Origin of the sequence: Thioalkalivibrio sp. AKL8 (assembly GCF_000380525.1) — a bacterium.
Lineage (GTDB): Bacteria > Pseudomonadota > Gammaproteobacteria > Ectothiorhodospirales > Ectothiorhodospiraceae > Thioalkalivibrio > Thioalkalivibrio versutus.
Window position 1 is genome coordinate 18,954 of sequence record NZ_AQYF01000008.1, and the last position, 26,446, is coordinate 45,399.

Sequence of the window (26,446 nt, forward strand, 5' to 3'; positions counted from 1 at the left end):
GCGTCATACGGGCATTCGGACGGCGCCTAGAGTGGCTATTCGCCGATCAGGATCATCCGTCCGGTCTCCGGGTCACGGTAGACCTGCCCCATGGATTCGTAGCCCGAGCCGGCCTCGCCGGCCCCTTCGGGTGGGTCCGGGATCTCGCGCCCGGGCTCGATCTCGGCGCCGCCACTGGCCGGCTCCAACCCGCCGCCCGATGCGGCCATCACCACCATCAGGCCGACGGCAAACACCAGCATGATGTCGGCCAGATTGGCCAGCGGGCCCATCGGCTCCTCGTCGGGCGCGTCGAAGCGCGAGGCGCGGTAGTGCGGGACCCTCATGCCGCCGCCTCCATACGCTCCATCGCCGCGTCATACCAGCGGCGACGCAGGCGCCCGAGCAGGAAGCCGAGAATGCCGACCAGCAGCCCCAGCACCGTGGTATTGAAAGCCACCGTAACGGCCTGGGCGAGGATTTCCAGTTCGCCCCGGCCCATCGCGGCCAGCCCCGGACCCAGCGGGATCAACGTCCCCATCAGCCCGAGCATCGGGCCGATGCGCGCCAGCAGATCGGCGCGGTCGATGCGCCGCCGGGCACGGTAAGCGAGGCGTTCGGCATCGCCGCTCAATTCCAGACGGCGTACCCCACCGGAGCGTTCACCCAGTGCCAGCCCGAGCTCCCAGACGGCGACCGCGACCAGCACCAGCAGGCCGACGATCACCGGCTCCAGCAGCCAGCGCACCACGGTGTCCATCAGTTCCATCGTGATCGAGAACGACATTCGCGTTACCTCATTAACCTTTGTTCAGCCATTCGTACGGCCTTCCGTCCTGCGTAGGAGGCCAGCCTCTGGCCGATGGGGTGTAACCATTGCCCCAATCGCCGAGAGGGCTCGGCTCCTACAGGGCCGAAAATACCCGTGGCGGTTACGCCTACCGCCCCGCGGCGGCCGTACAGCCCCGTGTAGGAGGCCAGCCTCTGGCCGATGGGGCGTGGCCAACGCCGCAATCGCCGAGAGGGCTCGGCTCCTACAAGTACAGGGTCGAAAATGCCCATGGCGGTTATCGCCGCCGGCCCGCAGCAATACCGGCGAGTAGCAGCACGAACAGCGCACCAGCCACCAGCCAGGGGAGCCAGGGCATGCCCGCCGCCTCGTCGCCGGTCTCCTGACCGCCGTCGGCCTCGGCCGGCTCGGGGATCTCCTGCGCCTCCTGCGCGGTAGGGTCTTCCAGCGGCTGGATCTCGGTGACGCGACTGGGGTCGGCCTCGGGCTCCGCCCGGTCGATCTGCGCGGCCGCCCGCACCGCCTCGAAGGCCGCGCGCAGCTCGGCGTCGTCCAGGCGCTCGGCCACCTCGTCCAGCATGGGGTGATCCGGGCGCGTGTGACCGCTGCCGGGCAGGCCGTGCTCGGCGACCAGTTCCGCGAAGCGCTCGGACAATGCATCCAGCACCTCGGGATCGGCGTCCCAGAATCCGTGGCTGGCCGCAACCAGGTGCACGGCCTGCAGGTGGGTCTTCACGTGCACGTTGTGGCCGTCGGCCAGGAACTCCTGCATCCCCAACCCGTGGCGGTCCTGGAGGTACACGTCGTGCACCTCGTCCCAGACCCAGGAGCGGATGATCTCCGGGTTGGTCACCTGCCAGCCCCACAGGTTGTCGACGAAGTCCCGGGCCATGGTGCGGGCCCCGGCATAGCCGTGATCCATCAGCGGCTCGATCCACTGCGGGTTCAGGTTCTGCCCCTGCAATTCGCGCATCAGCGCGCGGCCCAGGGTCTCCACCCGCGGGTCGTCCGGATCGGCGTGCTGCAGCACGCGGTTGTCCGGCACCTCGCCGCGGATGCTCTCGACCGCGGTGGACAGACCGCCCTGGAAGTCGAACCCGTCGTCGTTGTCCAGCAGGCCGTAGAGATGCGAGGCCCGCCCGAGGTAGGTCCGTCCGACCTGGCCCAGACGGGCCTCGAAGGCCTCGTGCGCAGAGCCACCGGACTCATCCGCCCCGTAGGCATGGCCCATGCGCCGCAGGTAGGCCGCACCCAGTTCGGCGCGGTCCTCCCAGGCGCCGGAGCGATCCGCCAGCCGGTTGACCCCCGCGCCGTAGGCCCCGGGCGCGGAGCCGAACACGCGCAGGGCCGCCTGCTGCCCGGCCCCGGCGCCATCGAGCCCGGCCGCACGCAGGGCCTGGGTGTCCTCCACCCACTGCGCGGCCACATCGTTACGCGCCAGCGGCTCGTCGCCCGGATCGCGCAGGTCCTGCCCCAGCGGGGCCAGGGCCGCTTCCAGTGCCGGTTCCAGCTCGGGGTATTCCGCAAGAATGATGTCGGACGAGCCATCCAGCGCGAGGCGAGCGGCACGATCCAGCCACACCAGCTGGTCCTCGTACAGGTCCCGGAACAAACCGGAGGTGGTGAACAGGGCATCGCGACGGCGGTCACGCTCCGCCTCGTCGAGGTCCATGCGTTCCAGTCCCTGGACGATCCCGCGGCTGTTCCAGGCCGGGCGAATGCCCAGCATGTCCATGCCGAAGGCGATCATCACACCCTCGTCGCGCACGGTATCCGACGCCCAGAGGATGATCGCCTCGCTGCCGTCGGCCTCGGGATCGCCGTGCTCGCGAGCGTCCGCGGCCAGTTCCTGGCCGATGCCCCAGGCGATGCGCGTGGGCACCAGATCCGCCGCCAGCGCATGGAAGTTGCGCCCGGTCGGCAACACCTCCGGGGTCCGGATCGGATCGTTGCCCTGGCCCGGTGGCACGAAACGCCCCTCCAGGGCCGCCAGCAGATGCGCACGCTCGCTGGCCGGCGATCCGCGCAGCTTCGCGTCCCAGTCGTCGCCGACCACGCCATCACCGGCCATCGACTCAAGCATCGTGTCCACGGCCTCGTCGCTCCAGTCGCGCCCGAACACGTGCAGCCCCAGGGGCATCTGGTCTTCCTGCATGTCGGTCAGGTAGTGGCCGATCTCGTGGACCAGCAACTCCTCGTCCATCTCGGACAGCCGGGTCGTGGCGTGTTCGTCATGCCCCTCATCCGCATGCTCGTTCTCATGATCATGCTCATGGGCGTGCTCGTGCTCTTCATCCCCATGTTCCCGGTGATGGTCCGCGTCACGCTGCTCGTCGCCATGTTCGTCCGCATGACCTTCGCCATGCCCGGTGGTGTCGGGCTCTTCGTCATGACCCACGTGGTGATCGCCGTGGTCGTCATGGTGGTGCCCGTGGTCGTGATGATGCCCCAGGGCCATTTCCCGCTCGATGGTCTCGGTCAGGCCGAGATCCTCGATACGTTCGCGCAGGGTCTGTACCGCCCGCGAACGGGTGGCGGCATCCGGCTGAGCCGCGGCCTCGTAGGTCTCCACCAGCTGGCGCAGTTCCAGCAGGCTGTCGTACAGCTCGGTCGCCGCCAATGGCGGGGTCAGGTGGCTGATCATCACGCCCATGGCCCGGCGCTTGGCCTGGATGCCCTCGCCCACCCCATCGACGATGTAGGGGTAGATGATCGGCAGGGCGCCCCCGAGGATCTCGGGGTAGTCATCTGCCGCCAGACCCGCCCGCCGACGCGGCAGGAATTCCCGGGTCGAGTGGCGGCCGACATAGACCAGCGCATCCGCCTCGAAGTGGTCGCGGATCCAGTGGTAGAAACCAACATACTGGTGGGTCGGCGGGAAGGTGGTATTCGCGTGCAGCAGGCGCTCGCTGACCTCCCAGCCGCGCGGCGGCTGCGGGCCGATGAACACGTTGCCGAACTCGATCCCCGGGAACAGCATCTCGCCGTCGCGGGTCATCGCCTCGCCCGGCGGCTCGCCCCAGCCGGTCAGGCCGGGGATGCCCGTGCGCACCAGCGCCTTGCGCAATTGCTCGGTCGTCGCATGCGCGTCCTCACCCGCCAGCGTGGCCTCCCAGGCCGCCTCGAATTGTGCGAGCAGATCCAGCGCCCGATCCTGGGCCGCGTGCGGATAGCTCTCGAGCATGTGGCGCAGATCACCGACACCGCTTTCCAGCGCGGCTTGTGCCAAATCGATCTCGTCGGCCCCTTTGGCCGCCTCCAGCCTCGCCTGCAGGTAGCCGATCGGGCCATCCACCAACTCGGCCCGGATCGACTCCGGCAGGGCGTCGAAATAGGCCTGGTACTGCTCGCGATCGAGCGCGGCCACCCGGCCGGCGATCGCGTCCAGCGCATCTGCCTGCTCCGGGAGATTGACCGCCCGGTCCTGGATCATGTCCAGCAGGGCTTCGGCATCCTCCGGCACGTTGTCGCCCAGGTCATAGCCGGCCGCCTCCAGCCGCTGCAACATCTCCAGCAGGGACTCGGGCACATCCAGCTTGTCCGCGCCGATGTTCTGGCGACCCGGCGGATGGTTGTAGTAGACGACCGCGACCCGCTTGTGCGCGTTGTCGAGGGCACGCAGCCGCTGCCAGCTTGCCACCCGGTCGGCCAAAGCCTCCACGCGCTCGCCCACCGGCTCGGTCAGTGTCAGGCGCACACCCGTGCGTTCATCCTGTTCCGGGGCGCCCGCGGCCGCCAGCACCATCGGCTGGCTCATACCCTGCAACTCCGGCATGGCCACGTGGTAGTGCACCTTGTCCCAGGGGATGCCTTCGTGCGACAGCCGCCACTGGGCTGCGCTCACATCCGCCAGGCGGATGCCCTTGATCACCGGGACATCCAGCTCGCCGAAGGCCTCGGCCACCGCCTCGCGGTTGCCGCCCCCGCCGACCACGAAGTCCTGCAGACTCACGATCCCGGCGAGATCCGCCGGCCCGGTCACCTTCTCCAGGGTCTCGACCGCCTCGCGGCTCGCCCCGCCCCAGCGCGCGAGCACCACAAAACACTGGATCTCGCGGTTCTCCAGGGCCTCGCAGGCCGCATCCAGCAGGGCGCGGTCGCCCGGCCGGTCGCCGGTATCCAGATCCAGGAGCGCCACGGCCGGACCCTCCTCCAGATCGAGGGCGTCCGAATCGGGGCTGGAGCTGCCATGGCGGTAGTAGCGGATGGTCTCGCGCGGGTCCGGGTCCGGTACGTCGATCGCGTGGCCGCCGCGCGCGGCCAGCCAGCGCATCAGCCCCTCCATGTTCTCCGGCGTGCGCCCCTGGTAGAACGCCCGCCCGGTCAGCCAGTCCGCCTGTTCGGGGAAGCGCTCCTGCTGTCGGGACAGGTGCGCGCGCGGGTCCTCACCCGGATCCGGGTTGGCCGCCAGTTCGGTACGCATCTCGTCATCGAGCCCCGCGAGTACGGCCTCACCGTCGATCCGCGACAACGCCGTCAGGTGGCGAACGCTGTTGATGGCCAGGATCGGGGCTCCCTCGGGCGGCGGGGCCTCCCGCAACAGGCGATCGAGGCGCGCGGCCTGATCCCCGAAGACGGCCGCGACGAGCACCGCGTCCGCCTCGCGCCACAGCGCCGCGACCGCCTCGTCCGACTTGTCCGTGAGCTGCTCCGGGGTGCGCAGAACGACCTCGGCCTCCGGATGGGCCTCGAGGAAGCGATGCGCCCCGGCGGCGACCTCCGCCGCCGAGCGATCGGAGACAACCCCCACCACGAGCGGCCCGGCCCCGGCCGTCCCGACCCCGAACAGAAAAAACGCCAAAGCAATCAGACTCGTGCAACGAACACGCATGGAGATTTCCCGAAAAACAGGCGCAAGGGGCCGCGAGGCGTGTACCCGACACGCCAGCGACCACTGCAATGGGATTGGAGCGCCGCCGCAGCGGCGCCCCTCAGAAGAGCGCTTCAGCCACGCCGGCTGGCCGGCTGCCAGAGGACCTCTTCGCCGTTCTCGTGGCGCGCGAGCACGCGACAGAGCACAAACAGGAGATCCGACAGCCGGTTGATGTAGGCCAGCGAACCCGGGCGCAACGCCTCGTGGTGATTGAGCGCAACGAGACGCCGTTCCGCCCGGCGGCAGACCGTACGGGCGATATGACAATCGGCCGCGGCCGGCCCGCCGCCCGGGAGGATGAACTCCTCCAGGGCCGGCAAATCGTCGTTGAAGGACTCAAGCTCCACGTCCACACGCTCCACCGACGCATCCGGCAACGCCTGATGGCCCGGCACGGCCAGTTCCGCCCCCAGGTCGAACAGCTCGTGCTGCACCAGCGCCAGCGAGCGCCGGACCTCTTCGGGCAGGTCATGGATCAGCAACCGGCCGATCACGCTGTTCAGCTCATCCACATCACCGAAGGCCTCGACGCGATGCGAGTCCTTGTCCACCCGCGAGCCGTCACCAAGGCCGGTTCGGCCTTCGTCACCCGTACGGGTCGCAATCTTCGACAGTCGATTACCCATGGATCACCTCTGCTGATAACGCAGTTTCACGAACGCGGCACGCCCCGGCTGGTTGTAGCCGCCCGCCGTCTCGTAGTCCTTGTCGAACACGTTCTGGACCGAAGCCTGAAGCTGCCATTCCGGATGAATCTGATAGCTCGCTCGAAGGTTCAACAGCCCATAGCCGGATAAACGTGCCTGATCCCCACCAAACAGATCTTCCTTTGCCCGACTTTTCGCAATTACTGACCCTCCGAGGGAAATGCGCTGGAACTGACGGTCCAGATCGAAGCGGACAGTCAGAGGAGAGCGGCGAGACAATTCATTACCAGTGTCTCGGTTCTCTGTATCCAGTATCGTCAGAGCAGCACGAGAGCTCCATGCTCCGATATCGTGTCCGCCCTCGATTTCCAACCCACGAATCCGCGCCTCGTTAACATTTCGAGGCTCGTTCACATCCGTAGCGGGGTTGAGGTCATTACAATTGGTAACGCATTGGTATTGGATAAGACCATCAACGTGAGTTTCAAACACGCTTAAGTCGAGATACGACTCGTTGATGCTGTAACGCATTCCAATCTCGACCGTTTCAGATTCTTCTGCATTTAGCCCCGGGTTCCCTCGATATGTCCCAAACAAAGACGACGACTCTGGGAAATAGAGATCATTGAAAGTTGGAGCCTTGAAGGCGGTACCATAGGAAGCGCGCAATCTCAGGGGTTCCGTTACCTGCAACCCCCAAGCCACCTGCCCGGTGACTTTGTCACCGAACTGCTCATTGTCATCAAAGCGCAGACTGCCCTCCAGATCATGCCGACCCAGGTCAACCTGGACGACGGAATAAGCACCGACGTTGTAGCGCGAATCTTCAACGTGATCGGCGGTGCTATCCACCTGGTCTTCATACGCATCAAGCCCGGCAATCAAGTAAACACGGTCCGTTATCTCGAAATCGTTTCGCCAATCCACGCCGTCGCGTTTCGTATTGAAGCGCGACGAAAAGACACCATCGTTGAAATTATCGTTCTCATCGCGACTGTGACTAACACTGAGTTCGGTATCCCAAAGGGGGGTTACAGCCACTCGCAAGCCAGCACGAAGGGCGGCATGCCGAAAATCGGTTTCATCTTCGGTGCCATCGAATTCGGACCTACCCTCTGAGTACAGCACATTACCGAAAACCTCGACTCCATTATCGAGCCGGTGCGAGACCTTGGTGGCAAGCGAGGTGTTGTCATAGCCATCGCGGTCTTCATCGCCCACTCCGTCCTGGACGTTGATACCGTCGGTCTCGAAATGGCTGACCGAAAGGCTGTAGTTCGTGTTGTCGGTACCGCCAGCGACCCCCACCCCCGTTTCCCAGGTATTGAAGCTGCCACCACCAACAAACGCATTGACCTTTGGCGGGCCCTTGCGGCCTTCCCGGGTGAAGACCTGCACGACCCCACCAATCGCGTCCGAACCATAGATGCTGGTGCGCGGACCGCGCACGATCTCCACCCGCTCGATCTCTTCCGGAGGCAGGAACTGCCAGCTTGCGCCGCCCGTCGTCGCGGAACCCATGCGCACGCCGTCGATCAACAGCAGCGTATGGTCGGAACTCGTGCCACGCGTATACACAGAAGTGGACTTGCCGAAGGCGCTATTCTGGGAGGTTTCGATCCCCGCGCGGCCCTCCAGAAGATCGGTGAACTGCTGGGGTTGCAGGCGTTCGATCTCTTCGCGGTCGATGATGGTCACCGAAGCGAGCGTCTCGTCCACCGTCTGGGCGATGCGCGAGGCGGTGACCTGGACGGTCTCCAGCGTCTGGGCATCGTCGGTATTCGGTGTGTCCGCCAGGGCGGGACTGGTGGCCAGCAGGATGGCCGCGGAGAGTGCTGTGCGTTTCATGTTTTTTGTTGTCTCCCGGCGAGCCGCCCGCACGCCGTTGATTCGTCGGGATCGCACGGACAGGGGGAGACAGACACGAGGGGGATCGGCCACGACCGGCGAACGGCCGGGCCCGATCATCCGCCTCGCATGCCCGCCGCATGCCGCGCGATCATTCCCTGGCCGGTCTCCGGACTGACGAGCGTTCCGGCGCGGCGCCTTCCCGAACCCAGGGTTCAGTGGCACTGGCCGCGACCATCAGAAACCGACTGGCGGTCTCTCGCTCGATCACCGTTGCGGGGGCAGCGTCGGAATCGTCCCCAGGCCTTGCGGCCCGTCGGAGACTCACCGATCTTCCCGTTTAACCCGCCAAGCCGTGATTGGTCGGGCACCGAGGAACGTAGCGAACCCTACACAGTTGGGCGCAAAATTACCAGCCGCTAACCTACCCGCCGCGCGATCCCGAAAGGAGCTACCCAGGCTCGCATGTCGGAGACAATCAGCGGCGGCGCCGTTCCTCGGCATACAGATAGCGGGTACCGCGTTTGAGCAGCAGCCCCCAGGTCTTGTCCTGCAGCATGGCGTCGAACTCGGGCGAGCGCTCGGCGCGTAACGCCACCGGGTGCGACTCGTCCCCGGGATGGGTCGCCAGCATGTCCAGGCGCTCGCGATTGGCCCCATAGTGGCTGACCAGAAAATCGCGCATGGAGTCACTCAGTGGCAGGTTGTAGATGCGCGTGAGGCGCAGCGCCAGCCACTCGGCCATGCGCCCGAGATCCTGGCGGACCTTGCGCACCATCGCCGAGCCCAGGCCTGCCTTGGCATCCGCGCTCATGCCGACGTAGAGCCCGCCCAGATAGGCCGCGGGGTTGGCATAGATCGCACGCTGGATACTGGGGTTCGTAAGATCCACCAGCGGCTCCATGATCAGGGCGAGCTGGATCCCGATCCGCTTGGCGGTCTCCGCATCCAGCGCCGAGCCGCCAAAGTAGAACAGGTCTCCCTCGCGCTCGATCTTGTGTTCCTTGAGGAAAGAGCAGAAGTGGCTGGCCAGTTTCAGCTTCTGGTCGTCGGTCAGCTCGATCAGCTCCTCGCTCACCCGGATACCGCGCACGCTGCGCTTGAACCAGCGCTTCTCGCCCCGCTTCTCGACCTGCGCCCGACGCAGGGCCTCCCAGCGTTCCACCGCATTGGTGTAGCGGCTTTGCGACTGCATCAGGTGGTCGCGTGCCTCGCGCAAGTCCTCGACCCGGCGCAGGGCAAGACCGAGGAGCTGGCCGTCCGCAGAATTTTCCGAAGGTTCGAGATCCTCCAACCGCTGCACCGCCTCCAGCACCTGACGACCCAGGCTGACGATCGGCTCGCGCAGGGCCTGTGGATCCAGGCCCGACGCCTCGTGCTGGGATAGCAGGATGCCGAGCGAGCGCAGGCGGCTGACCACCCCGGCCTGGGCCACACGGAAGCGATTGCCCTGGGATTCCAGTCGGTCCAGGGCCGCCCCGAGTTGCCACCCCCCCGACCATTCGAAGCTCAGCCGCTTGATCTGGCGTCCGTTCACCAACTCGAAGGCGAGGACAAAGATCGCTTGTACGTCGTCGAGGGTGCAGCGCGCCAGGTCATCGGCGTCCGCGGCGGAGAACAGTCGATCCAGGAACTGATCCACCCGGCGCACACCGTCCTCTTGGGTTGGCGCCACGCCCCGCAAGCGGTCGCGCAGGAGATCCGCAACCTCCGGCGCCTCGTGATGCAGCTTCTCCAGGGCCGCGAGCCGGGAGTCCTCGGTCGCATCCACCAGATCCGCGACGCGCGAGCGCAGACCCAGGCGACGATAAATCTCGATCTGCTCCGCGGCGGCCGCCAGGCTGGCATCGCCGGTCATCTCGCGCACCGCGACCGCCACGGCCTCGGGGGCGATATCCACTTCGTGCAGCAGGACTTGGGCTGCCTTGCGCCGGCGCATGTCCGGGGTCATCTCGCCCATCGCCAGGTCGCGGGTGACGAACAGCAGATCCGGCAGCAAGTCGATGGTGTTGCGCAGCTGATCGCGCGAGCGCTCCTGGCGCTTGCCCCGTGTGGCGTCCGCAACGAAACGCGCGACCAGGCCGATGACCCCGAACAGCAGGGTGTAAACGGCAAAGAAGATGAAGTTCTGTGCCGGGGCGGCGTGGCCGAAACCGAGGAAGTAGCCGCCCTGCATTGCCAGGAACGTGACTGGCCCGGCGGCCCACAGCAACTGCAGGAAGTTCAGCGACCAGGGAACACGCCGCGCGGTGGCGGCCACCTCGGTAATGCGGCTGCGCCCGGCCGCCTCGATCAGGACGTGTTCCTGTGACGGTCCGCCGGCCTGCGGGCTTTCCTGGCCCTGTGCCTCCCTGCGTTTACGAAAGCGACCGAACACGCGCCCCTGCTCCGGAATGGGTGGTTACCGCCGGCATGGCCGCAACGTGACCACTAGTGTAGGGAATGCGCGTTCGGTTCGCCCGAGTTTTGCAGTACTTTCGGGATCGGCCCCGGATCGCCCCCCTCGCCTCGCCTTCAGGCGGCGTCGCTGGGCTGTGCCCGGGCCTTCCCGGGCGGTGTGGAGATCACTTCGGGGGCATCGTCACGATAGAGGTAATCGCGGGTCAACGGCACCGCATCCTGCTGCTTGGCCATCTGCACGTGGAAGACCACCTGATCCCACCAGCGGAAGGTGGCCTCACAGCTGGCCAGGTAGAACTCCCACATGCGGCAGAAACGCTCATCGAAGCGTTCGACGGCCTCGGGCCGCACCTTCTGGAAGCGGCGATACCACTCGGCCAGCGTCTCGGCGTAATGCAGGCGCCAGAACTCGATATCGGTGGTGTACAGCGGCGTGGGCTCCAGCGCGCCCATCACCTCGGACAGGGCCGGCGTATACCCGCCCGGAAAGATGTACTTGCTCAGCCAGGGGTTGGAGGTACTCGGTGGTTCCTGACGCCCGATGGTGTGCAGCACCGCAATGCCTTCCGGCTTCAGCAGATCATGCACGCGCTGGAAGAACGTCTCGTAGTTGGGCGTGCCCACATGCTCGAACATGCCGACGCTGACGATGCGATCGTACTGATCGTCGTGTTCGCGGTAGTCCTGATAGAGGAACCGCACCCGATCCTCGAGCCCCCGACGCTTGGCCTCGTCACGGGCAACCCGCAACTGCTCCTTCGACAGCGTCACGCCATCGACATGGACACCGGCATGCTCGGCGAGATGGAAGGCCAGACCGCCCCAGCCGCAACCGATGTCGAGCACCCGCATGCCCGGCTCCAGCATCAACTTCTTCCGCAGCATCGCGCACTTGGCCTGCTGCGCCTCTTCCAGCGTCATATCCGGGCGCTCGAAATAGGCGCAGCTGTAGAACATGCCTTCGTCCAGGAACTGACGATAAAGCCACTCATCGACGTCGTAGTGATGGGCGATGTTCTGGTAACAGCGCGCCACCTTGTTGCCCTGCTCGATCAGGGCCCGCAGCATGCGCACTGCAGGGTTGACCCGCTGCTTGAACATCGGCGCGAAGTTGCGCATGGCCACGTCGAGGAACACCTGCAGGCCCTCGGGGCCGGGCGACCACAGGCCGTCCATGTAGGTCTCGCCCAGCTGGAAGCCCGGGTCGCGCCCAATCTTGCGTAACGCCGCCTTGTCATGCACCTGCATGGTGATTTCCGGCGCGCCGTTCCCGAAACGCTGCTCACGGCCATCCGGATGCCGCAGCACGAAGGTCCCGTAGCGTATGTACTGCTCCAGTAACCGCTCGATCATCTCTACCCCTGTCCTTGTTCTAGCGGTCGGGTCTCTCAGCCCCCACGCGTAACGCCGAACGTGACCGTGCCGCAGACTCTAGACTCAGCCTAATAACCGATGTCTCGCATTGTCCACGCAGCCGCCGGAGGGAGAAGACATCGAGCCATCTCGATGTGCGGCCCGGCTGACCGACAGCAAACCCTTCTGTAATCGCCTACAACTCATGGGGACAGTACCGCATTCCCATCCCCGATGGCATACCCCGAAGATCGCTTTCCCCAACGTCGAAAAAACGGCTACCCTGCACCCATGACGCTACGACCCACCCAAGCCTGCCAGCACTGCACCCTGCGCCAGCTCTGCCTGCCCATGGGCCTGCCCCAGGATGAACTCTGGCAACTCGACCAAATCGTCCAGCAACGCCGGCCGATCGCCAAGGGTGCGCCCCTGTTCACCATGGGGACCAAGTTCGAAGCGCTGTACGCGGTCCGCACCGGGGCACTGAAAACGGTGCTGATCTCCGATGACGGGACCGAACAGATCACCGGCTTCGCGCTGGCCGGCGACCTCCTGGGGCTGGACGCGATCCACTCCGGCAAGCACCCGGTCAGTGCCATTGCGCTGGAGTCCACCAGCGTCTGCGCCGTGCCCTACGGCCATGTCGACGACCTCGCCGGCCGCCTGCCGACCTTCCGCCAGCACATGATGAGCGTGATGAGTCAGGAACTGGCCCAGGACGAAAGCCTGCACGCCCTGCTCGGCCAACGTACCGCGGAGCAGCGTCTGGCGACCTTCCTGATCGTCCTGTCGGAACGCCATCGCGCCCGCGGCCTGTCCCCCGAGCGGTTCTACCTGCCCATGTCACGGGCAGACATCGCCAACCACCTGGGCCTGACCCAGGAGACCATCAGCCGCCTGTTTACTCAGCTGCGCAACCAGGGTGTGATCAACCTGCACACCCGGGATCTGGAGATCCTCCAGCCCGACGGCCTGCGCAACACGGCCGGGGTCACCTTCACCTCCGCCGCGAGCAGTGCCTGAACCCGGACCCAAGCCGGAGCCAGGGGAAGACCCACTGGCCACAGACTTCGCCCCGTTCTGGGCATTCGCCGCCAGCCTCTGGGCCGACCCCGTCGCGCGTGAGCGCCTGATGCGCTGGCAGGACGATTTTGGCGTGGACGTGATGCTGGCGTTGTTTGCCCTGTGGTACCCGCAGCCCCTGAGCACCCCGCAATGGCGGGCACTACGGGAAACGGCCCGGCGCTGGCAGGCATCCTCCACCGAACGCCTCCGCGTACTGCGTCGGCAACTCCACACCCCCGAACGCGACACGCTCTACCGCGCCGTACTGGCGCTGGAGCTGCAAAGCGAGCGCCTCGGCGGCCTGCAACTGCTCGCAGAGGCCCGACGCCAGGCCGAACAGAGCACCGGGGCCAACGCCATCGATCCCCAGCGCCGACTGCGCACCCTGTTCCCCGATCTGCCGGATGCCGAGATCCGCGACGGAGTGCGCGCGTTTGCCGCGGCCTGACCGGCGCCGTGCTGCACGCGAGGGCAGATTCCGGCTATGCTCCCCGCACATTGACCGAACACGGCAGGATTCATGTCGGAAGATCTGCGCAGTCAGCTCCTGAAGAAGGGGCTGGTGGACGAAAAACAGGTTCGCCAGGCCAAGTCGCAAAAGCACAAGGCCCAGAAAGGCAACGCGAAAAAGAAAAAGGACCGCAATACCGGTCCGGAGCCAGGCGTTGCCGAGGCGCGCAAGGCCGAGCAGGCCGAGCGTTCGCGACAGAAGAACCGCGAACAGCAGGAGCGTGCCGAACGCCGGGCGCGCCACGCGCAGATCCGCGAACTAGTGAGCACCCACCTGGCGCCAATCCCCACCGGCGATGCCGCGCTGGATTATCACTTCCAGCAGGGCGGGCAGATCCGCCACCTCCCGGTGACCGCCGACCTGCAAAAGCGCCTGGCCGATGGCCGCGCCGCGCTTGCCGGCCTGGATGTGCGCCCGGAAAAGGGGTTCCGGGTCATCCCGCGAGAGACCGCCGACCGCATCCGCGAGCGCGATCCGGAATGGCCACTGGTCATCCCCGCCGAGGACGAAACCGGATCGGAACCCGCCCCGGACGACCCGTACAAGGACTACGTCGTACCCGACGACCTCATGTGGTGACTGCAGGGGAATCCCCGCAGTCACCGATCCAATCAGTCGGTTGCGCGCTTCACGTCCGCGGCGGGCATGCCGCTTTGCTGCGGGCGCCGCGCCTCGTCACTGGACATGTCCTGCGGCGTGATGCCGCCCTGCTCCAGGCCCTGGGCGGGGCCGGCCGACTCCTCCGGCTCGCCGCTGCCGCAGCCTAGCGCCAGCAGACCCACGGCCGTCAGACCGATCACCAGGGGGGCGGCTCGCTGAATCTCTCGCATCATCTTCACTCTTGATCCATGTGTACTCGAAGCCTGCAAACTCTGCGGCGGGCGTGCAACATCGAGTGTAACAGGCGGGGGTTCCGGCAAGGGCTTCAGGCGGCGCCCACCGGCAGGATCCGGGTCCCCGCCTGCCCGGCCAGGATAGCCGCGGCGTCCTCCAGCGAACCGATCCCGACCCGAATGCCGCCCTGGGCAGCGCGCCGTGCAGCCTCCATCTTCGGCCCCATGGAACCGCCCGGGTACGCCGCCGGCTCCACGGCCGTAACCAGAAGCGCCTTCAGGCGCCGGGCGTCCGGTGTGCCCCAGTCCATGTAGACGCCGTCGACATCGGTCAGCATCAACAACCAGTCCGCCCCGACATGCGCGGCCAGGCGCGCGGCCGTCAGGTCCTTGTCCACCACGGCCTCGATGCCGTATAGACGCCCGTCGCCGTCACGCGCGACCGGTACGCCGCCGCCCCCGGCACAGATCGCCACCGACCCGCCATCCACGAGACTGCGGACGGCCTCCATACCCAGCAGGCGTTGCGGCTCCGGCGACGCCACCACCCGCCGCCAGCCCTCGCCGTCTGGTGCCACGTCCCAGCCGCGCTCGTCGGCCAGCGCGCGGGCGCGGGCCGCGTCCCAGGTCGGGCCAATGAACTTTTCCGGGTGGTCGAAGGCGGGGTCGTTCGGGTCGACCTCGGTCTGGGTGAGCAGACTCGCCACCCGGTCATGGCCCAGCGCGTTATGCAGCTCCCGCGCCAGGATGTAGCCGATCATGCCGTGGCTCTCGGCCCCGACCACATCCAGCGGCCAGGCGATGCGATCGCATTCCGCCTGATTGGCGAGCAACCCCACCTGCGGCCCGTTGCCGTGGGTGACGACCACCTCGTGCTCGCGCGCCACGGCCGCGATGGCTGCCGCCGCACGCTGGGCGTTGTGCTGCTGGGCCTCGGCCGAGGGGGTCTCGCCGCGTTGCAGCAGGGCGTTACCGCCCAGCGCGATCACGATACGCATGGCGGGCCTACTCCGTACTTGAAGGGTTGGGTCAGGTGCGCGGGAGCGTGACGCCGCGCTGGCCCTGGTATTTGCCACCGCGGTCCTTGTAGGAGGTCTCGCAGACCTCGTCGGACTGCAGGAACAGCATCTGCGCCACGCCCTCGTTGGCGTAGATCTTGGCGGGCAGCGGCGTGGTGTTGGAGAACTCCAGCGTCACGTGGCCCTCCCACTCGGGCTCCAGTGGGGTCACGTTCACGATGATGCCGCAGCGCGCGTAGGTCGACTTGCCCAGACAGATGGTCAGCACATCGCGCGGGATGCGGAAGTACTCGACCGTATGCGCCAGGGCAAAGGAGTTCGGCGGGATAATGCAGCAGTCCGACTGCACGTCCACGAAACTGCCCTCGTCGAAGCCCTTGGGGTCGACAACGCTGGAGTTGATGTTGGTGAAGATCTTGAAGTGATCGGAGCAGCGCACGTCATAGCCGTAGCTCGAGGTCCCGTAGGACACGATCCGCTGCTCGTCGCGGTAGCGGATCTGGCCGGGCTCGAAGGGCTCGATCATGCCCTTCGTCTCGGCCATCTCCCGAATCCAGCGGTCCGCCTTGATGCTCATTGGGCCTGTCCCTGGTGGCGCACCGGATCAGTTGTCCTGGATCACGATGTTGGGGAATTTGCTGCTGTAGTCCTTGGACTGCTCAGCCAGCTTGGCACCCGTGCGCCGTGCGATCTCGCGGTAGATCTCCGTGATGCGGCCCTCCGGGTCGGCGACCACGGTGGGTTCGCCACCGTCCGCCTGCTCGCGGATGCGGATGTCCAGCGGCAGTGCGCCCAGCAGATCCACGCCGTATTCCTCCGCCATGCCCTCGGCGCCGCCCTGGCCGAAGATGTATTCCTCGTGGCCGCACTTCGAGCAGATGTGGATGCTCATGTTCTCGATGATGCCGAGCACCGGCACCTCGACCTTCTCGAACATGCGCAGGCCCTTGCGCGCATCCAGCAACGCGATGTCCTGCGGCGTGGTCACGATCACCGAACCGGAGACCGGGATCTTCTGCGACAGGGTTAGCTGGATGTCACCGGTGCCCGGCGGCAGGTCGATGATCAGGTAGTCCAGCTCCTTCCAGTTGGTCTCGTTCAGGAGCTGCTCCAGCGCCTGGGTAACCATCGGGCCACGCCAGATCATTGGCGTGTCCTCGTCGATCAGGAAACCAATGGACATCGCCTGCACGCCGTGGCGCTCCAGCGGCTCCATGCTCTTGCCGTCCTTGGATTCCGGCTTGTCCTTGATCCCCAGCATGCGCGGCTGGCTGGGGCCATAGATGTCGGCATCCAGGATACCGACCTGCGCGCCCTCGGCGACCAGGGCCAGCGCCAGGTTGACCGCGGTCGTGGACTTGCCCACCCCGCCCTTGCCGGAAGCCACGGCGATGATGTTCTTGATCCCCGCCATTGGCTTCAGGCTCTTCTGCACCGCGTGGGTCGTGACCTTCGTGCTGATGGTGACCTCGGAGGACTCGAGCCCGGCCACACCCGCCAGGGCACCCTGGATGGCGGCGCGCAGCTCGTCGTGGTACCCAGCAGCGGAATACCCCATCTGGATATCGATCGCGGCACGGGCACCGTCCACGCGGATGTCCCGGACCTCGCCGGCGGCGACCAGGTCCTGCTCGAGGTACTTGTCCTGAACGGTCTTCAGGGCGTTTTCGATCTGCTCTCGCGCGAGTTCGGCCATGGGTACGTGGCATCCGATGTTGGGAGTGATCGCGCGATTCTACTGGCCTCGGTGCACGACGCCAATGGCACCACGAGCCACCCGTCCTTTCCGAAGCCCCCGGGCGCGAATCAAGGCAGGTGTCAAGGCCCTTGCGACGGTTTTATGCACAAAGGACCTGAAGATAGGGAACATCGGCCAAGATAGGCGAACAAGCATCTAAGTCGCTGCACCATTGTTCTGCAAAATACTGTTTTTCCTCCTTTCTTATGTGTTGGTCGTTTTTTAACCAATTTGTCATGCGGCCTTGTGTGGCAAGGCCTCGCGACCGATTCCACCGGGTTGCCCACAGAGTTATCCACAGCTTCTGTGGACAACATGCCGGAGCCCTTGGCACGCCTCGACAACCCGCGAGCCAAACCCGACAATAGCGCCCCTGCACCCGCGCCCGGTGCCACCCAAACGAGCCAAGCAATGACCGATACCCCGCGCAAGATCCTCGTCACCAGCGCCCTGCCCTACGCCAACGGCCCGATCCACCTGGGCCACCTGGTGGAGTACATCCAGACCGATATCTGGGTGCGGTTCCAGCGCGCGCGCGGTCACGAGGTCATCTATGTCTGCGCGGACGACGCCCACGGCACGCCGATCATGCTCAAGGCGCGCGCCGAGGGCATCGAGCCGGAAGAACTGATCGCCCGCGTGCGCCAGGAACACGAGGCCGACTTCGCCGAATTCCGCATCGGGTTCGACCACTACCACTCCACCCATTCGGACGAGAACCGCGAGCTGGCCGGGCAGATCTACACCGCGCTGCGCGATGCCGGACATATCGAGACCCGCACCATCGACCAGGCCTATGACCCCGAGGCCGGGATGTTCCTGCCCGATCGTTTCATCAAGGGCACCTGCCCCAAATGCGGCGCCGCGGAACAGTACGGCGATTCCTGCGAGGCCTGCGGCGCGACCTACAGCCCGCTGGACCTGAAGGACCCGGTCTCCGCGATCAGCGGTGCGCGCCCGGAGTCGCGCGCATCCGAGCACTACTTCTTCAAGCTCGGCGACTTCGAGGCCTTCCTGCGCGAATGGACCCGCTCCGGACGCCTGCAGGACGCGATCCGCAACAAGCTGGACGAGTGGTTCGACACCGGTCTCAGTGACTGGGACATCTCCCGCGACAAACCCTACTTCGGCTTCGAGATCCCCGATGCGCCGGGCAAGTACTTCTACGTCTGGCTCGACGCACCGATTGGCTACATGGCGAGCTTTCGCGCCTACGCCGCGCAGCAGGGGCTGGACTTCGACGCCTGGTGGGGGGCGGACTCCGACGCCGAGCTGTATCACTTCATCGGCAAGGACATCGCCTACTTCCACACCCTGTTCTGGCCGGCCATGCTGCACGGTGCAGGCTATCGCACCCCCTCGGCGGTGTTCTGCCACGGCTTCCTGACCGTCAACGGGCAGAAGATGTCCAAGTCGCGCGGCACCTTCATTCGCGCCCGCGACTACCTGGAGCACCTGAACCCGGAATCCCTGCGCTACTACCTGGCCGCCAAGCTGGGCGACAGCGTCGACGACCTGGACCTGAATTTCGAAGACTTCGTGCAGCGCGTGAACTCGGACCTGGTCGGCAAGGTGGTCAACATCGCCAGCCGTTGCGCCGGTTTCATCAACAAGCGCTCCAACGGCGAACTGGCCGCGGAACTCCCGCGGCCCGACCTGCACGAGGCCTTCGTTGCCGAGGGCGAGGCGATTGCCGAGGCGTTCGAGAAGCGCGAATTCGCCCAGGCGATGCGCCGCATCATGGCCCTGGCCGACCAGGCCAACCAGTACATCGACGAGGCCCAACCCTGGGTCCTGGCGAAGCAGGAGGGCCGCGAGGCCGAGGTCCAGGCGATCAACACCCAGGGGCTGGACCTGTTCCGGATCCTGATCGTCTATCTCGCCCCGGTGCTGCCAAAGCTCGCCGCCGATGCCGCCGAGTTCCTGAATCTGGAAGACACCCGCTGGGCCAGCCGTGAACCGCTGGTCGGACGCAGCATCCAGAAATTCAAGCCGCTGATGACCCGCATCGAAGCGGAGACCATCGACAAGCTGCTGGAGGCGTCGAAGGCCACCCTGGCCTCGCCCGAGGCATCCAGCGCCACCGACAACGCCGCCCCGGAGGCGACCGTGGACCCGATCGCCGCGACCATCGACTTCGACACCTTCGCCCAGGTGGATCTGCGCATCGCGCGCATCGCCAACGCCGAACACGTCGAGGGTGCGGACAAGCTGCTGAAGCTGACCCTGGACATCGGCGACGAGACGCGCCAGGTATTCGCCGGCATCAAGTCCGCCTACGCGCCGGAGGACTTGATCGGTCAGCATACCGTGATGGTCGCCAACCTGGCCCCGCGCAAGATGCGCTTCGGCGTCTCCGAGGGCATGGTGCTGGCCGCCGGCCCGGGCGGCTCGGAGCTGTACATCCTGAATCCGGATGACGGCGCCCGGCCCGGCATGCGCGTCAAGTAGTGCCCGCCCCCGGCGGCGCGATTTACGCAGAACACCCGCGGCCCATGGATTTGCGCCCGTTGCTCGCGTAAGCTGCCGCTCTTTTCTCGGTCCCCGGACGCATGGAACAAAGCCCCGAATTCAAAGCACAGGTCCGCCTGCTGGCCGACGCCGGACGCGAACTCGCGGAACGCGGTTGGCTCCCCGCGCGCACCGGGCACTTCTCCGCGCGCCTGGATGACCAGCACATTGTCATTACCGCTCCCGGGCGCGGCAAGGATCTGCTGGATGCGCACGACTTCATGGTCGTCGATCTGGAAGGCCACCTGATCTCCGGCAGCGGAGACCCCGGGCCCGAGACCTTCCTGCACATCATCATGTACCGCCACGACCCCAAGCTGGGGGCCGTGCTGCACACGCACAGCGTCCACGGCACGGTGCTTTCGCGCCAGGTCGCCGGGACGCTGCTGCTGCGCGACTACGAGGCCCTGCGCGAACTCCCGGGTTGCGAACACCCCTCGCGCGGCCTCCAGATCCCGGTGTTTGCCAATCACCCGGACATGCAGCAGTTGGCCGCCCAGGTCGACGCCGCCATGACGCGCAATCCGGAGCTCGCCGGGTATCTGATCAGCGGGCACGGCCTCTACACCTGGGGTCAGACCGTAGAACTGGCGATGCAGCGAACCGAAGCCTTCGAGTTCATGTTCGAATGCGAGACGCTGGCCCGCCAGCTCGTCGTGTAATGGCCGCCTCTGCCGCGCATTCGGCGCCTCAGGCCATCATCCTGGCCTTCGAAGGGATCCTTGCCCCATCCGGCGTGCTGCGCGAGACGCTGGAGCCACATGCCCAAGAGGCGCTGCCCGGCTTCCTCGAGCGTCACGCGGAGTCCACCGCCGTACAGCGCACCCTGGCGGATATCCTCGCCTACTCCGGGCGCGAGCTGGACGCGGATGGCCTGCTCGCCCAGATCCGCGCCTGGATTCGCGGCGGTCAGGACATTACCCCGGTGCGCCAACTGCAGGGCATGGTCTGGGCGGACGCGCTGGAGGCCGGCGCGCTGCAGCCGCAACTGGACGCGGCCACAGCCGAAGCCCTGGTGCACCTGCACGCGGCCGGCGTCGCCCTCTACAGTTTCGGCGCAACCCCGGCCCCGGTGCAGCGCGACTGGCTGCGCCACAGCCCGCACCCGGAAGTGGAAGAGTGCCTGGACGGGCTGTTCGATACCCGGATCGGGGGCCGGCGGGATGCCGGCAGTTACCGCCGTCTGGCGGAAGAGATCGGCCGCACGCCCGAGACGGTGCTGGTCCTGTCCGCGCGTGGCGACGAGCTCGATTGCGCGCACCAGGCCTGGCTAATGACCGCCCGGCCCGAGGCCGACCCGAATGCGCAGGACGCGCATCCGGTACGGTCCTTGACCTCGCTCATGCCCGCGGGCGCGCAGGGCAGCTAGTCTCTTACTCAGGACCGCTGACAAGAAGGTTGTCCGCCGCACACCTGGAAGCCGCCCAAAGACGGGGTCAACCCGCAGAAAGCGGGTACCCACGAAGCCCTCGGGGTTGAGTACGCTGTACCACTCCCGGATACTGTATTGTTGACCTGACGACTCGGATTTAACGTGGAATACGTCCTGATACTCATCAGTACGATCCTCGTGAACAACTTCGTACTGGTGAAGTTTCTGGGCCTGTGCCCGTTCATGGGGGTCTCACGCAAGGTCGAGACGGCCACCGGCATGGGCCTGGCCACGACCTTTGTGCTGACGTTGTCCGCGGTCAGCTCCTACGTGATCAACGAGTACCTCCTGCTCCCGCTCGGGCTGGAGTACCTGCGCACCATCGCCTTCATCCTGGTCATCGCCGCCGTGGTGCAGTTCACCGAGCTGGTGGTGCGCAAGACCTCGCCCCTGCTGTACAACGTGCTGGGCATCTTCCTGCCTCTGATCACCACCAATTGCGCGGTGCTGGGCGTCGCCTTGCTGAATGTCCAGGAGGCGCACAACTTCGTCGAGTCGGCCCTGTACGGCTTCGGCGCCGCGGTCGGTTTCTCGCTGGTCCTGATCCTGTTCTCCGCCATCCGCGAGCGGATCGCGGTGGCCGACGTGCCGGTGATGTTCCGCGGCAGCGCGATCGCCATGATCACCGCCGGGCTGATGTCGCTGGGGTTCATGGGCTTCTCCGGGCTGGTTCGGCTGTGAGCGTGCTGTACGCCATCCTCGCGATCGGCGGCCTGGCCGCCGTGTTCGGGGTGATTCTGGGCTTCGCCGCACAGCGCTTTCGCGTGGAGGCGGACCCAGTCGTCGATCAGATCGATGCCCTGCTGCCGCAGACCCAGTGCGGCCAGTGCTCGTATCCCGGCTGCCGCCCGTACGCCGAGGCCATCGCCGCGGGCGAGGCGGACATCAACCGCTGTCCGCCCGGCGGCCAGGCGACCGTGCGTGCCCTCGCGGACCTGCTCGACCGCGAGCCCACACCGCTGGAGGAAGAAGAGCAGGAGAAGGCCGTCGCCATCATCGACGAGAACATCTGCATCGGCTGCACCCTGTGCATCCAGGCCTGCCCGGTGGACGCGATCCTCGGGGCTGCCAAGCAGATGCACACCGTGATCGAGGAAGAATGCACCGGCTGCGAGCTGTGCATCGAGCCCTGCCCGGTGGACTGCATCACCATGGTCCCGGTCGGCACCGACATCACCGAATGGCGCTGGTCGGAGCCGAACCCTTCGCCGATCGAACGGCCCATCCACGTCATCGCGGACGGTTCGCGGCAGTCCGGCTGAGCCGGATGCCCGCGAACCGTTAGAATACGCTTATGCAGCTGCATCGCTTCCATGGGGGCCTGAAACTGGCCGAAGAGACCGACGCCAGCACCCGCGACCCGGTGCTGGTGATGGGCGTGCCGTCCCGGCTGATCGTCCCCCTGGGCCAGCATATCGGCGAGGCGGCGGAGCCCTGCGTGGCAGTCGGGGACCGTGTGACCAAGGGCCAGCGGATTGGCCAGTCCAAGGGCTATATCGCAGCCCACGTGCATGCCCCCACCTCCGGCGAGGTGGTAGAGATCGCCGACCACGCGGTACCCCACCCTTCGGGCCTCAGCGCCCCCTGCATGACCATCCAAAGCGATGGCCGCGACGACTGGGGCGAAACCCGCATGGAGCCCTGGCTGGACTGGGACACCCGCGACCCGCGCAAGCTGCGCCAACGCATTCGCGATGCCGGGATCGTCGGACTGGGCGGGGCCGCCTTTCCTACCGCGGTCAAGCTCAATCCGCGCGCCGGCCAGCGCATCCACACGCTGATCGTGAACGGGGCCGAGTGCGAACCCTACATCAGCGCCGACGACTCGCTGCTGCGCAGCGCCCCCGAGGCGGTATTCGAGGGCATCCGCATCGTCGCCCACCTGCTGGGTGTGGAGCGCGTACTGTTCGCGGTGGAAGACAACATGCCGGAGGCCATGCGGGCACTGACCGAGACCCTCCCCGGCGAACTGCGCGAGCGGGTCCAGTTGGTCTCGGTGCCATCCATCTATCCCACCGGCGGCGAGCGCCAGCTGATCAAGGTCCTCACCGGCCAGGAGGTCCCCAGCGGCGGCCTGCCGGCGGATATCGGGATAATCTGCAACAACCCGGGTACCTTCAAGGCGGTCTGCGATGCGGTGATCCAGGGTCGCCCGCTATTGTCGCGCATCGTCACCGTCACCGGGCCGGGCGTGCAGCATCCGCGCAATGTCGAGGCCCTGCTGGGGACCCCGTTCGCCGATGTGATCGCCGCCGCCGGTGGCTATGCCGAGGGCGTGGACCGCCTGGTGATGGGCGGCCCGATGATGGGCTTCGCGGTCCACGACGACGCCATCCCGGTCATCAAGGGGACCAACTGCCTGCTGGCCACCCGTCCGCAGGACACGCCCGCACCCGGCCCGCTGATGCCCTGCATCCGCTGCGGCGAGTGCGCGGCCGTCTGCCCGGCGCAACTGCTGCCGCAGCAGCTGTACTGGCAGGCCAGGGCCAAGGACTTCGACGCGACCCAGGAGTACGGCCTGTTCGACTGCATCGAATGTGGCTGCTGCGCGCATGTCTGCCCCAGCAACATCCCGCTGGTGCAGTACTACCGCTATGCCAAGAACGAAATCTGGGCGCGCGAGAAGGAGCGCCAGAAGTCGGATATCGCGCGCGAACGCTACGAGTTCCGCCAGGAACGCATCGAGCGCGAGGAACGCGAAAAGGCCGAACGCATGGCCAAGAAGAAGGCCGCGCTCAAGAAGAAAGACAGCAGCGCCGACGGCGACAGTAACGAAAACAGCGACAAACAGGCCGCCATCCAGGCCGCGCTCGAGCGCGCCCGAGCGCGCAAGGCCGCCAAGGCCGGGGACGCCGTCGAGGGCGCGGCGACCGAGCAAGCGGACAAGGCGGCCGCCACCCCCGAGACGCACACCGAACCCGCCCAATCCGGCGAACGCGATTCCACGGACACGGGCAACCGCTGATGCGCTTTCGCACCGAATCCTCGCCGCACATGATCCCGGCCCACTCGGTGGGCGGGGTCATGCAGCAGGTCCTGATGGCGCTGGTGCCCGGCACCCTCGCGATGGCCTGGTTCTTCGGCTGGGGCGTACTGGTCAATGTGGTCCTGGCGGTGCTGTTCGCGGTGGCCTTCGAGGCCGCGATCGTCGCCGCCCGCAAGCGCCCGGTGATGCCCACGCTGGGCGACAACTCGGCGATCGTCACCGGCTGGCTGTTCGCGCTGGCGGTACCGCCGCTCACACCCGTCTGGGTCACCCTGATCGGCATCGCCTTCGCCATCATCGTCGCCAAGCACCTGTATGGCGGGCTGGGCTACAACCCGTTCAACCCGGCGATGGTCGGCTACGTGGTGGTACTGGTCTCGTTCCCGCGCGAAATGGCCCTGTGGCCGGCCCCGGACACCCTGTCCGAGATGTCGCTGGGCCTCGGGCAGACGCTGCAAACGGTCCTCACCGGCAGCCTCCCGGCCGCCATGGACTGGGATGCCATCACCCGCGCCACACCGCTGGATGCGATGCGCGAGGGCCTGGGCGCCGGGCGCACGGTCAACGAGATCACCACCAGCCCGCTGTTCGGCACCTTCAGCGAAACCAGCTGGGAGTGGATCGGCAATTTCTTCCTGCTCGGCGGGCTGTACCTGTTGTTCCGGCGGATCATCCACTGGCACATCCCGGTGGCGGTGATCCTGGGCGTGGCGATCCCGGCCGGCTTCTTCTGGATGCTGGACCCGGACTCCTTCGCCTCGCCGGCCTTCCATGTATTCAGCGGCGCGGTGATCATCGGCGCCTTCTTCATCGCCACCGACCCGGTGTCCGCCTCCACCACCCCGCTGGGGCGCATCCTCTACGGGGCCGGCATCGGCCTGCTGATCTTCGTCATCCGCACCTGGGGCGGCTACCCGGATGCGGTCGCCTTCGCCGTACTGTTGATGAACATGGTCGCCCCGACCCTGGACCACCTGACGCGCCCGCGCATCTTCGGGCGCGAGCGCCGCGGACCGCCACCGGGGGACGGCCATGGGTAACCTGAAGCCACGGGACATCCTGCTGGCGACCGCCCTGCTCGCTGGGTTTGCCGCCGCCGGGGCCGGCATCGTCGCCCTGGTACAGGACTCCACCGAGGCGCGCATCGCGGAGAACCGCATGGCGGTCAATCGCAACCGCATCGCGGAGCTGACCGGGGAACTCGACTACCGCAACGACCCGGTCCACGACACCATCGATCTGCACCACGAGCTGCTGGGTGGAGGCCCCCTGCCGGTCTGGTTCGCCCGCGATGCCGAGGACGAGGTGGTTGGTATCGTCTTCTCCGCGATCGCCCCGGACGGCTACAGTGGCAATATCCACCTGCTGATCGGCGTCGACCGCGACGGCGAACTCCAGGGCGTGCGGGTCTCCGCGCACCGCGAGACCCCGGGCCTGGGCGATGCCATCGAGGCCGAGCGCTCCGACTGGATCCGCGGCTTCGACGGGCGCTCACTGGGCAACCCACCGGCCGAGGGCTGGCACGTGCGCAAGGACGGCGGGGTCTTCGACCAGTTCACCGGGGCCACCATTACCCCGCGTGCGGTGGTTCGCGCCGTCTATCGCACGCTGGAATACTTCGACCATCACCGTGACGAATTGCTGGCGACCCGGCCCGAGGAAACCGGCTCCGTCACGGAACCGCTCCCGACCAGCGAGATCAACGGGGACGACAGCGAGATCAACGGGGACGACGAGGCAAGCCGATGAACCCGACCCTGACCGACATCATTCGCGACGGCCTGTGGAACAACAACCCCGGGCTGGTGCAGCTGCTGGGACTGTGCCCGCTGCTGGCGATCTCCGGCACCATGGTCAACGCGATTGGCCTCGGCATCGCGACCACCCTGACCCTGCTGCTATCGAACGTGCTGGTCTCGCTGATCCGTGACCATGCGCGCCCGGAGATCCGCATCCCGGTGTACGTGCTGATCATCGCCTCCATCGTCACCGCCATCGAACTGGCGATGAACGCCTGGTTTCACGGGCTGTACCTGATCCTCGGCATCTTCATCCCGCTGATCGTGACCAACTGCGCCATCATCGGCCGCGCCGAGGCCTTCGCCTCGCGCAACTCGGTTCCGCGCGCCGCGCTGGACGGGCTGATGATGGGACTGGGCTTCACCGGCGTGCTGATTGCCCTGGGTGCCCTGCGCGAGGTCCTCGGCCAGGGCACGCTGATGGCCAACGCCCACCTGCTGTTCGGCGACTGGGGCCACGGCATGACCCTGCAGCTCTACCCGTCCGAGCACGGCTTCCTGCTGGCCCTGCTGCCCCCCGGCGCCTTCATGGCCATGGGCCTGCTGATCGCCGCCAAGAACTGGATCGACAGCCAGTTCGAAGCGGAACCGAGCCCCACCGGCGACGAGACCGCGACCGCAACCGAGGCGAGCCCCGACAACGCCTGATCGGCGCCGGCCTT

The 26,446-nt window shown here is 66.6% G+C and carries 23 protein-coding genes and 1 riboswitch; of the genes, 12 read left to right on the forward strand and 11 right to left on the reverse strand.

Annotation, left to right across the window (positions count from 1 at the left end):
* Positions 1-35: 35 nt before the first annotated feature.
* From G335_RS0107395 to G335_RS0107425, 7 genes are all read right to left on the reverse strand, one after another.
* Positions 36-326 carry a DUF2149 domain-containing protein gene (locus G335_RS0107395; protein WP_018176347.1) on the reverse strand — a complete coding sequence of 97 codons (291 nt, stop codon included), beginning with the start codon at positions 324-326 and terminating at the stop codon, positions 36-38.
* A complete protein-coding gene (locus G335_RS0107400; protein WP_012982206.1) occupies positions 323-766 on the reverse strand; it encodes a MotA/TolQ/ExbB proton channel family protein in 444 nt (147 codons plus the stop codon). The genes G335_RS0107395 and G335_RS0107400 overlap by 4 nt, the downstream gene beginning before the upstream one ends.
* Before the next feature lie 280 nt (positions 767-1,046).
* A complete protein-coding gene (locus tag G335_RS0107405) occupies positions 1,047-5,600 on the reverse strand; it encodes a cobaltochelatase subunit CobN (RefSeq protein WP_026304786.1) in 4,554 nt (1,517 codons plus the stop codon).
* Positions 5,601-5,713: 113 nt separating this feature from the next.
* Positions 5,714-6,268 (reverse strand): cob(I)yrinic acid a,c-diamide adenosyltransferase, encoded by a 555-nt coding sequence (locus tag G335_RS0107410; protein ID WP_026287978.1) that lies wholly within the window; start codon positions 6,266-6,268, stop codon positions 5,714-5,716.
* A gap of 3 nt (positions 6,269-6,271) precedes the next feature.
* Positions 6,272-8,137, reverse strand: coding sequence for a TonB-dependent receptor domain-containing protein (locus G335_RS0107415; RefSeq protein WP_018176349.1), 1,866 nt, complete (start codon positions 8,135-8,137; stop codon positions 6,272-6,274).
* Positions 8,138-8,279: 142 nt separating this feature from the next.
* Positions 8,280-8,527: riboswitch (cobalamin riboswitch) on the reverse strand.
* 88 nt (positions 8,528-8,615) lie between these two features.
* A complete protein-coding gene (locus tag G335_RS0107420; protein ID WP_018176350.1) occupies positions 8,616-10,514 on the reverse strand; it encodes a hypothetical protein in 1,899 nt (632 codons plus the stop codon).
* A 137-nt stretch (positions 10,515-10,651) separates the two neighbouring features.
* Entirely contained in the window at positions 10,652-11,890 is a 1,239-nt protein-coding gene (locus G335_RS0107425) for a cyclopropane-fatty-acyl-phospholipid synthase family protein (RefSeq protein ID WP_018176351.1), read from the reverse strand.
* 291 nt (positions 11,891-12,181) lie between these two features.
* Here G335_RS0107425 and fnr point away from each other — a divergent pair, with 291 nt between their 5' ends.
* The 3 genes from fnr (at position 12,182) to G335_RS0107440 (ending at position 14,045) form a co-directional block, all read left to right on the forward strand.
* Positions 12,182-12,913, forward strand: a complete 732-nt coding sequence (fnr, locus tag G335_RS0107430; RefSeq protein ID WP_026313073.1) for a fumarate/nitrate reduction transcriptional regulator Fnr — start codon at positions 12,182-12,184, stop codon at positions 12,911-12,913.
* Entirely contained in the window at positions 12,906-13,403 is a 498-nt protein-coding gene (locus G335_RS0107435) for a DUF2390 domain-containing protein (RefSeq protein ID WP_018169463.1), read from the forward strand. Before fnr ends, G335_RS0107435 begins: the two co-directional genes overlap by 8 nt.
* Before the next feature lie 72 nt (positions 13,404-13,475).
* Positions 13,476-14,045 (forward strand): DUF2058 domain-containing protein, encoded by a 570-nt coding sequence (locus G335_RS0107440; protein WP_018169462.1) that lies wholly within the window; start codon positions 13,476-13,478, stop codon positions 14,043-14,045.
* A gap of 32 nt (positions 14,046-14,077) precedes the next feature.
* On the opposite strand, the gene G335_RS0107445 is transcribed toward G335_RS0107440, so the two are convergent.
* The 4 genes from G335_RS0107445 to apbC form a co-directional block, all read right to left on the reverse strand.
* Positions 14,078-14,296: a hypothetical protein gene (locus tag G335_RS0107445; RefSeq protein ID WP_026287977.1), complete on the reverse strand. Its 219-nt coding sequence runs from the start codon at positions 14,294-14,296 to the stop codon at positions 14,078-14,080.
* 95 nt (positions 14,297-14,391) lie between these two features.
* Positions 14,392-15,297 (reverse strand): carbamate kinase, encoded by a 906-nt coding sequence (locus G335_RS0107450; RefSeq protein ID WP_018176352.1) that lies wholly within the window; start codon positions 15,295-15,297, stop codon positions 14,392-14,394.
* A 31-nt stretch (positions 15,298-15,328) separates the two neighbouring features.
* Positions 15,329-15,895: a dCTP deaminase gene (gene dcd, locus G335_RS0107455; RefSeq protein ID WP_018169459.1), complete on the reverse strand. Its 567-nt coding sequence runs from the start codon at positions 15,893-15,895 to the stop codon at positions 15,329-15,331.
* A gap of 27 nt (positions 15,896-15,922) precedes the next feature.
* A complete protein-coding gene (apbC, locus tag G335_RS0107460; protein WP_018146032.1) occupies positions 15,923-17,014 on the reverse strand; it encodes an iron-sulfur cluster carrier protein ApbC in 1,092 nt (363 codons plus the stop codon).
* Positions 17,015-17,467: 453 nt separating this feature from the next.
* Here apbC and metG point away from each other — a divergent pair, with 453 nt between their 5' ends.
* From metG to G335_RS0107505, 9 genes are all read left to right on the forward strand, one after another.
* Positions 17,468-19,507, forward strand: a complete 2,040-nt coding sequence (metG, locus tag G335_RS0107465; protein ID WP_018176353.1) for a methionine--tRNA ligase — start codon at positions 17,468-17,470, stop codon at positions 19,505-19,507.
* Positions 19,508-19,608: 101 nt separating this feature from the next.
* Positions 19,609-20,229: a methylthioribulose 1-phosphate dehydratase gene (mtnB, locus tag G335_RS0107470; protein WP_018176354.1), complete on the forward strand. Its 621-nt coding sequence runs from the start codon at positions 19,609-19,611 to the stop codon at positions 20,227-20,229.
* Positions 20,229-20,936, forward strand: coding sequence for a hypothetical protein (locus G335_RS0107475; RefSeq protein WP_018176355.1), 708 nt, complete (start codon positions 20,229-20,231; stop codon positions 20,934-20,936). The genes mtnB and G335_RS0107475 overlap by 1 nt, the downstream gene beginning before the upstream one ends.
* Before the next feature lie 165 nt (positions 20,937-21,101).
* Positions 21,102-21,680 carry an electron transport complex subunit RsxA gene (gene rsxA / locus G335_RS0107480; RefSeq protein WP_018146036.1) on the forward strand — a complete coding sequence of 193 codons (579 nt, stop codon included), beginning with the start codon at positions 21,102-21,104 and terminating at the stop codon, positions 21,678-21,680.
* Positions 21,677-22,261, forward strand: coding sequence for an electron transport complex subunit RsxB (gene rsxB / locus G335_RS0107485; protein ID WP_018146037.1), 585 nt, complete (start codon positions 21,677-21,679; stop codon positions 22,259-22,261). Before rsxA ends, rsxB begins: the two co-directional genes overlap by 4 nt.
* 32 nt (positions 22,262-22,293) lie before the next feature.
* Positions 22,294-23,964 (forward strand): electron transport complex subunit RsxC, encoded by a 1,671-nt coding sequence (gene rsxC, locus G335_RS0107490; RefSeq protein ID WP_018176356.1) that lies wholly within the window; start codon positions 22,294-22,296, stop codon positions 23,962-23,964.
* Complete coding sequence (rsxD, locus tag G335_RS0107495; protein WP_018176357.1) at positions 23,964-25,025, forward strand: electron transport complex subunit RsxD; 1,062 nt, start codon at positions 23,964-23,966, stop codon at positions 25,023-25,025. Before rsxC ends, rsxD begins: the two co-directional genes overlap by 1 nt.
* Positions 25,018-25,734: an electron transport complex subunit RsxG gene (rsxG, locus tag G335_RS0107500; protein WP_018176358.1), complete on the forward strand. Its 717-nt coding sequence runs from the start codon at positions 25,018-25,020 to the stop codon at positions 25,732-25,734. The genes rsxD and rsxG overlap by 8 nt, the downstream gene beginning before the upstream one ends.
* Positions 25,731-26,432 (forward strand): electron transport complex subunit E, encoded by a 702-nt coding sequence (locus G335_RS0107505; protein WP_018176359.1) that lies wholly within the window; start codon positions 25,731-25,733, stop codon positions 26,430-26,432. The genes rsxG and G335_RS0107505 overlap by 4 nt, the downstream gene beginning before the upstream one ends.
* Positions 26,433-26,446 lie beyond the last annotated feature (14 nt).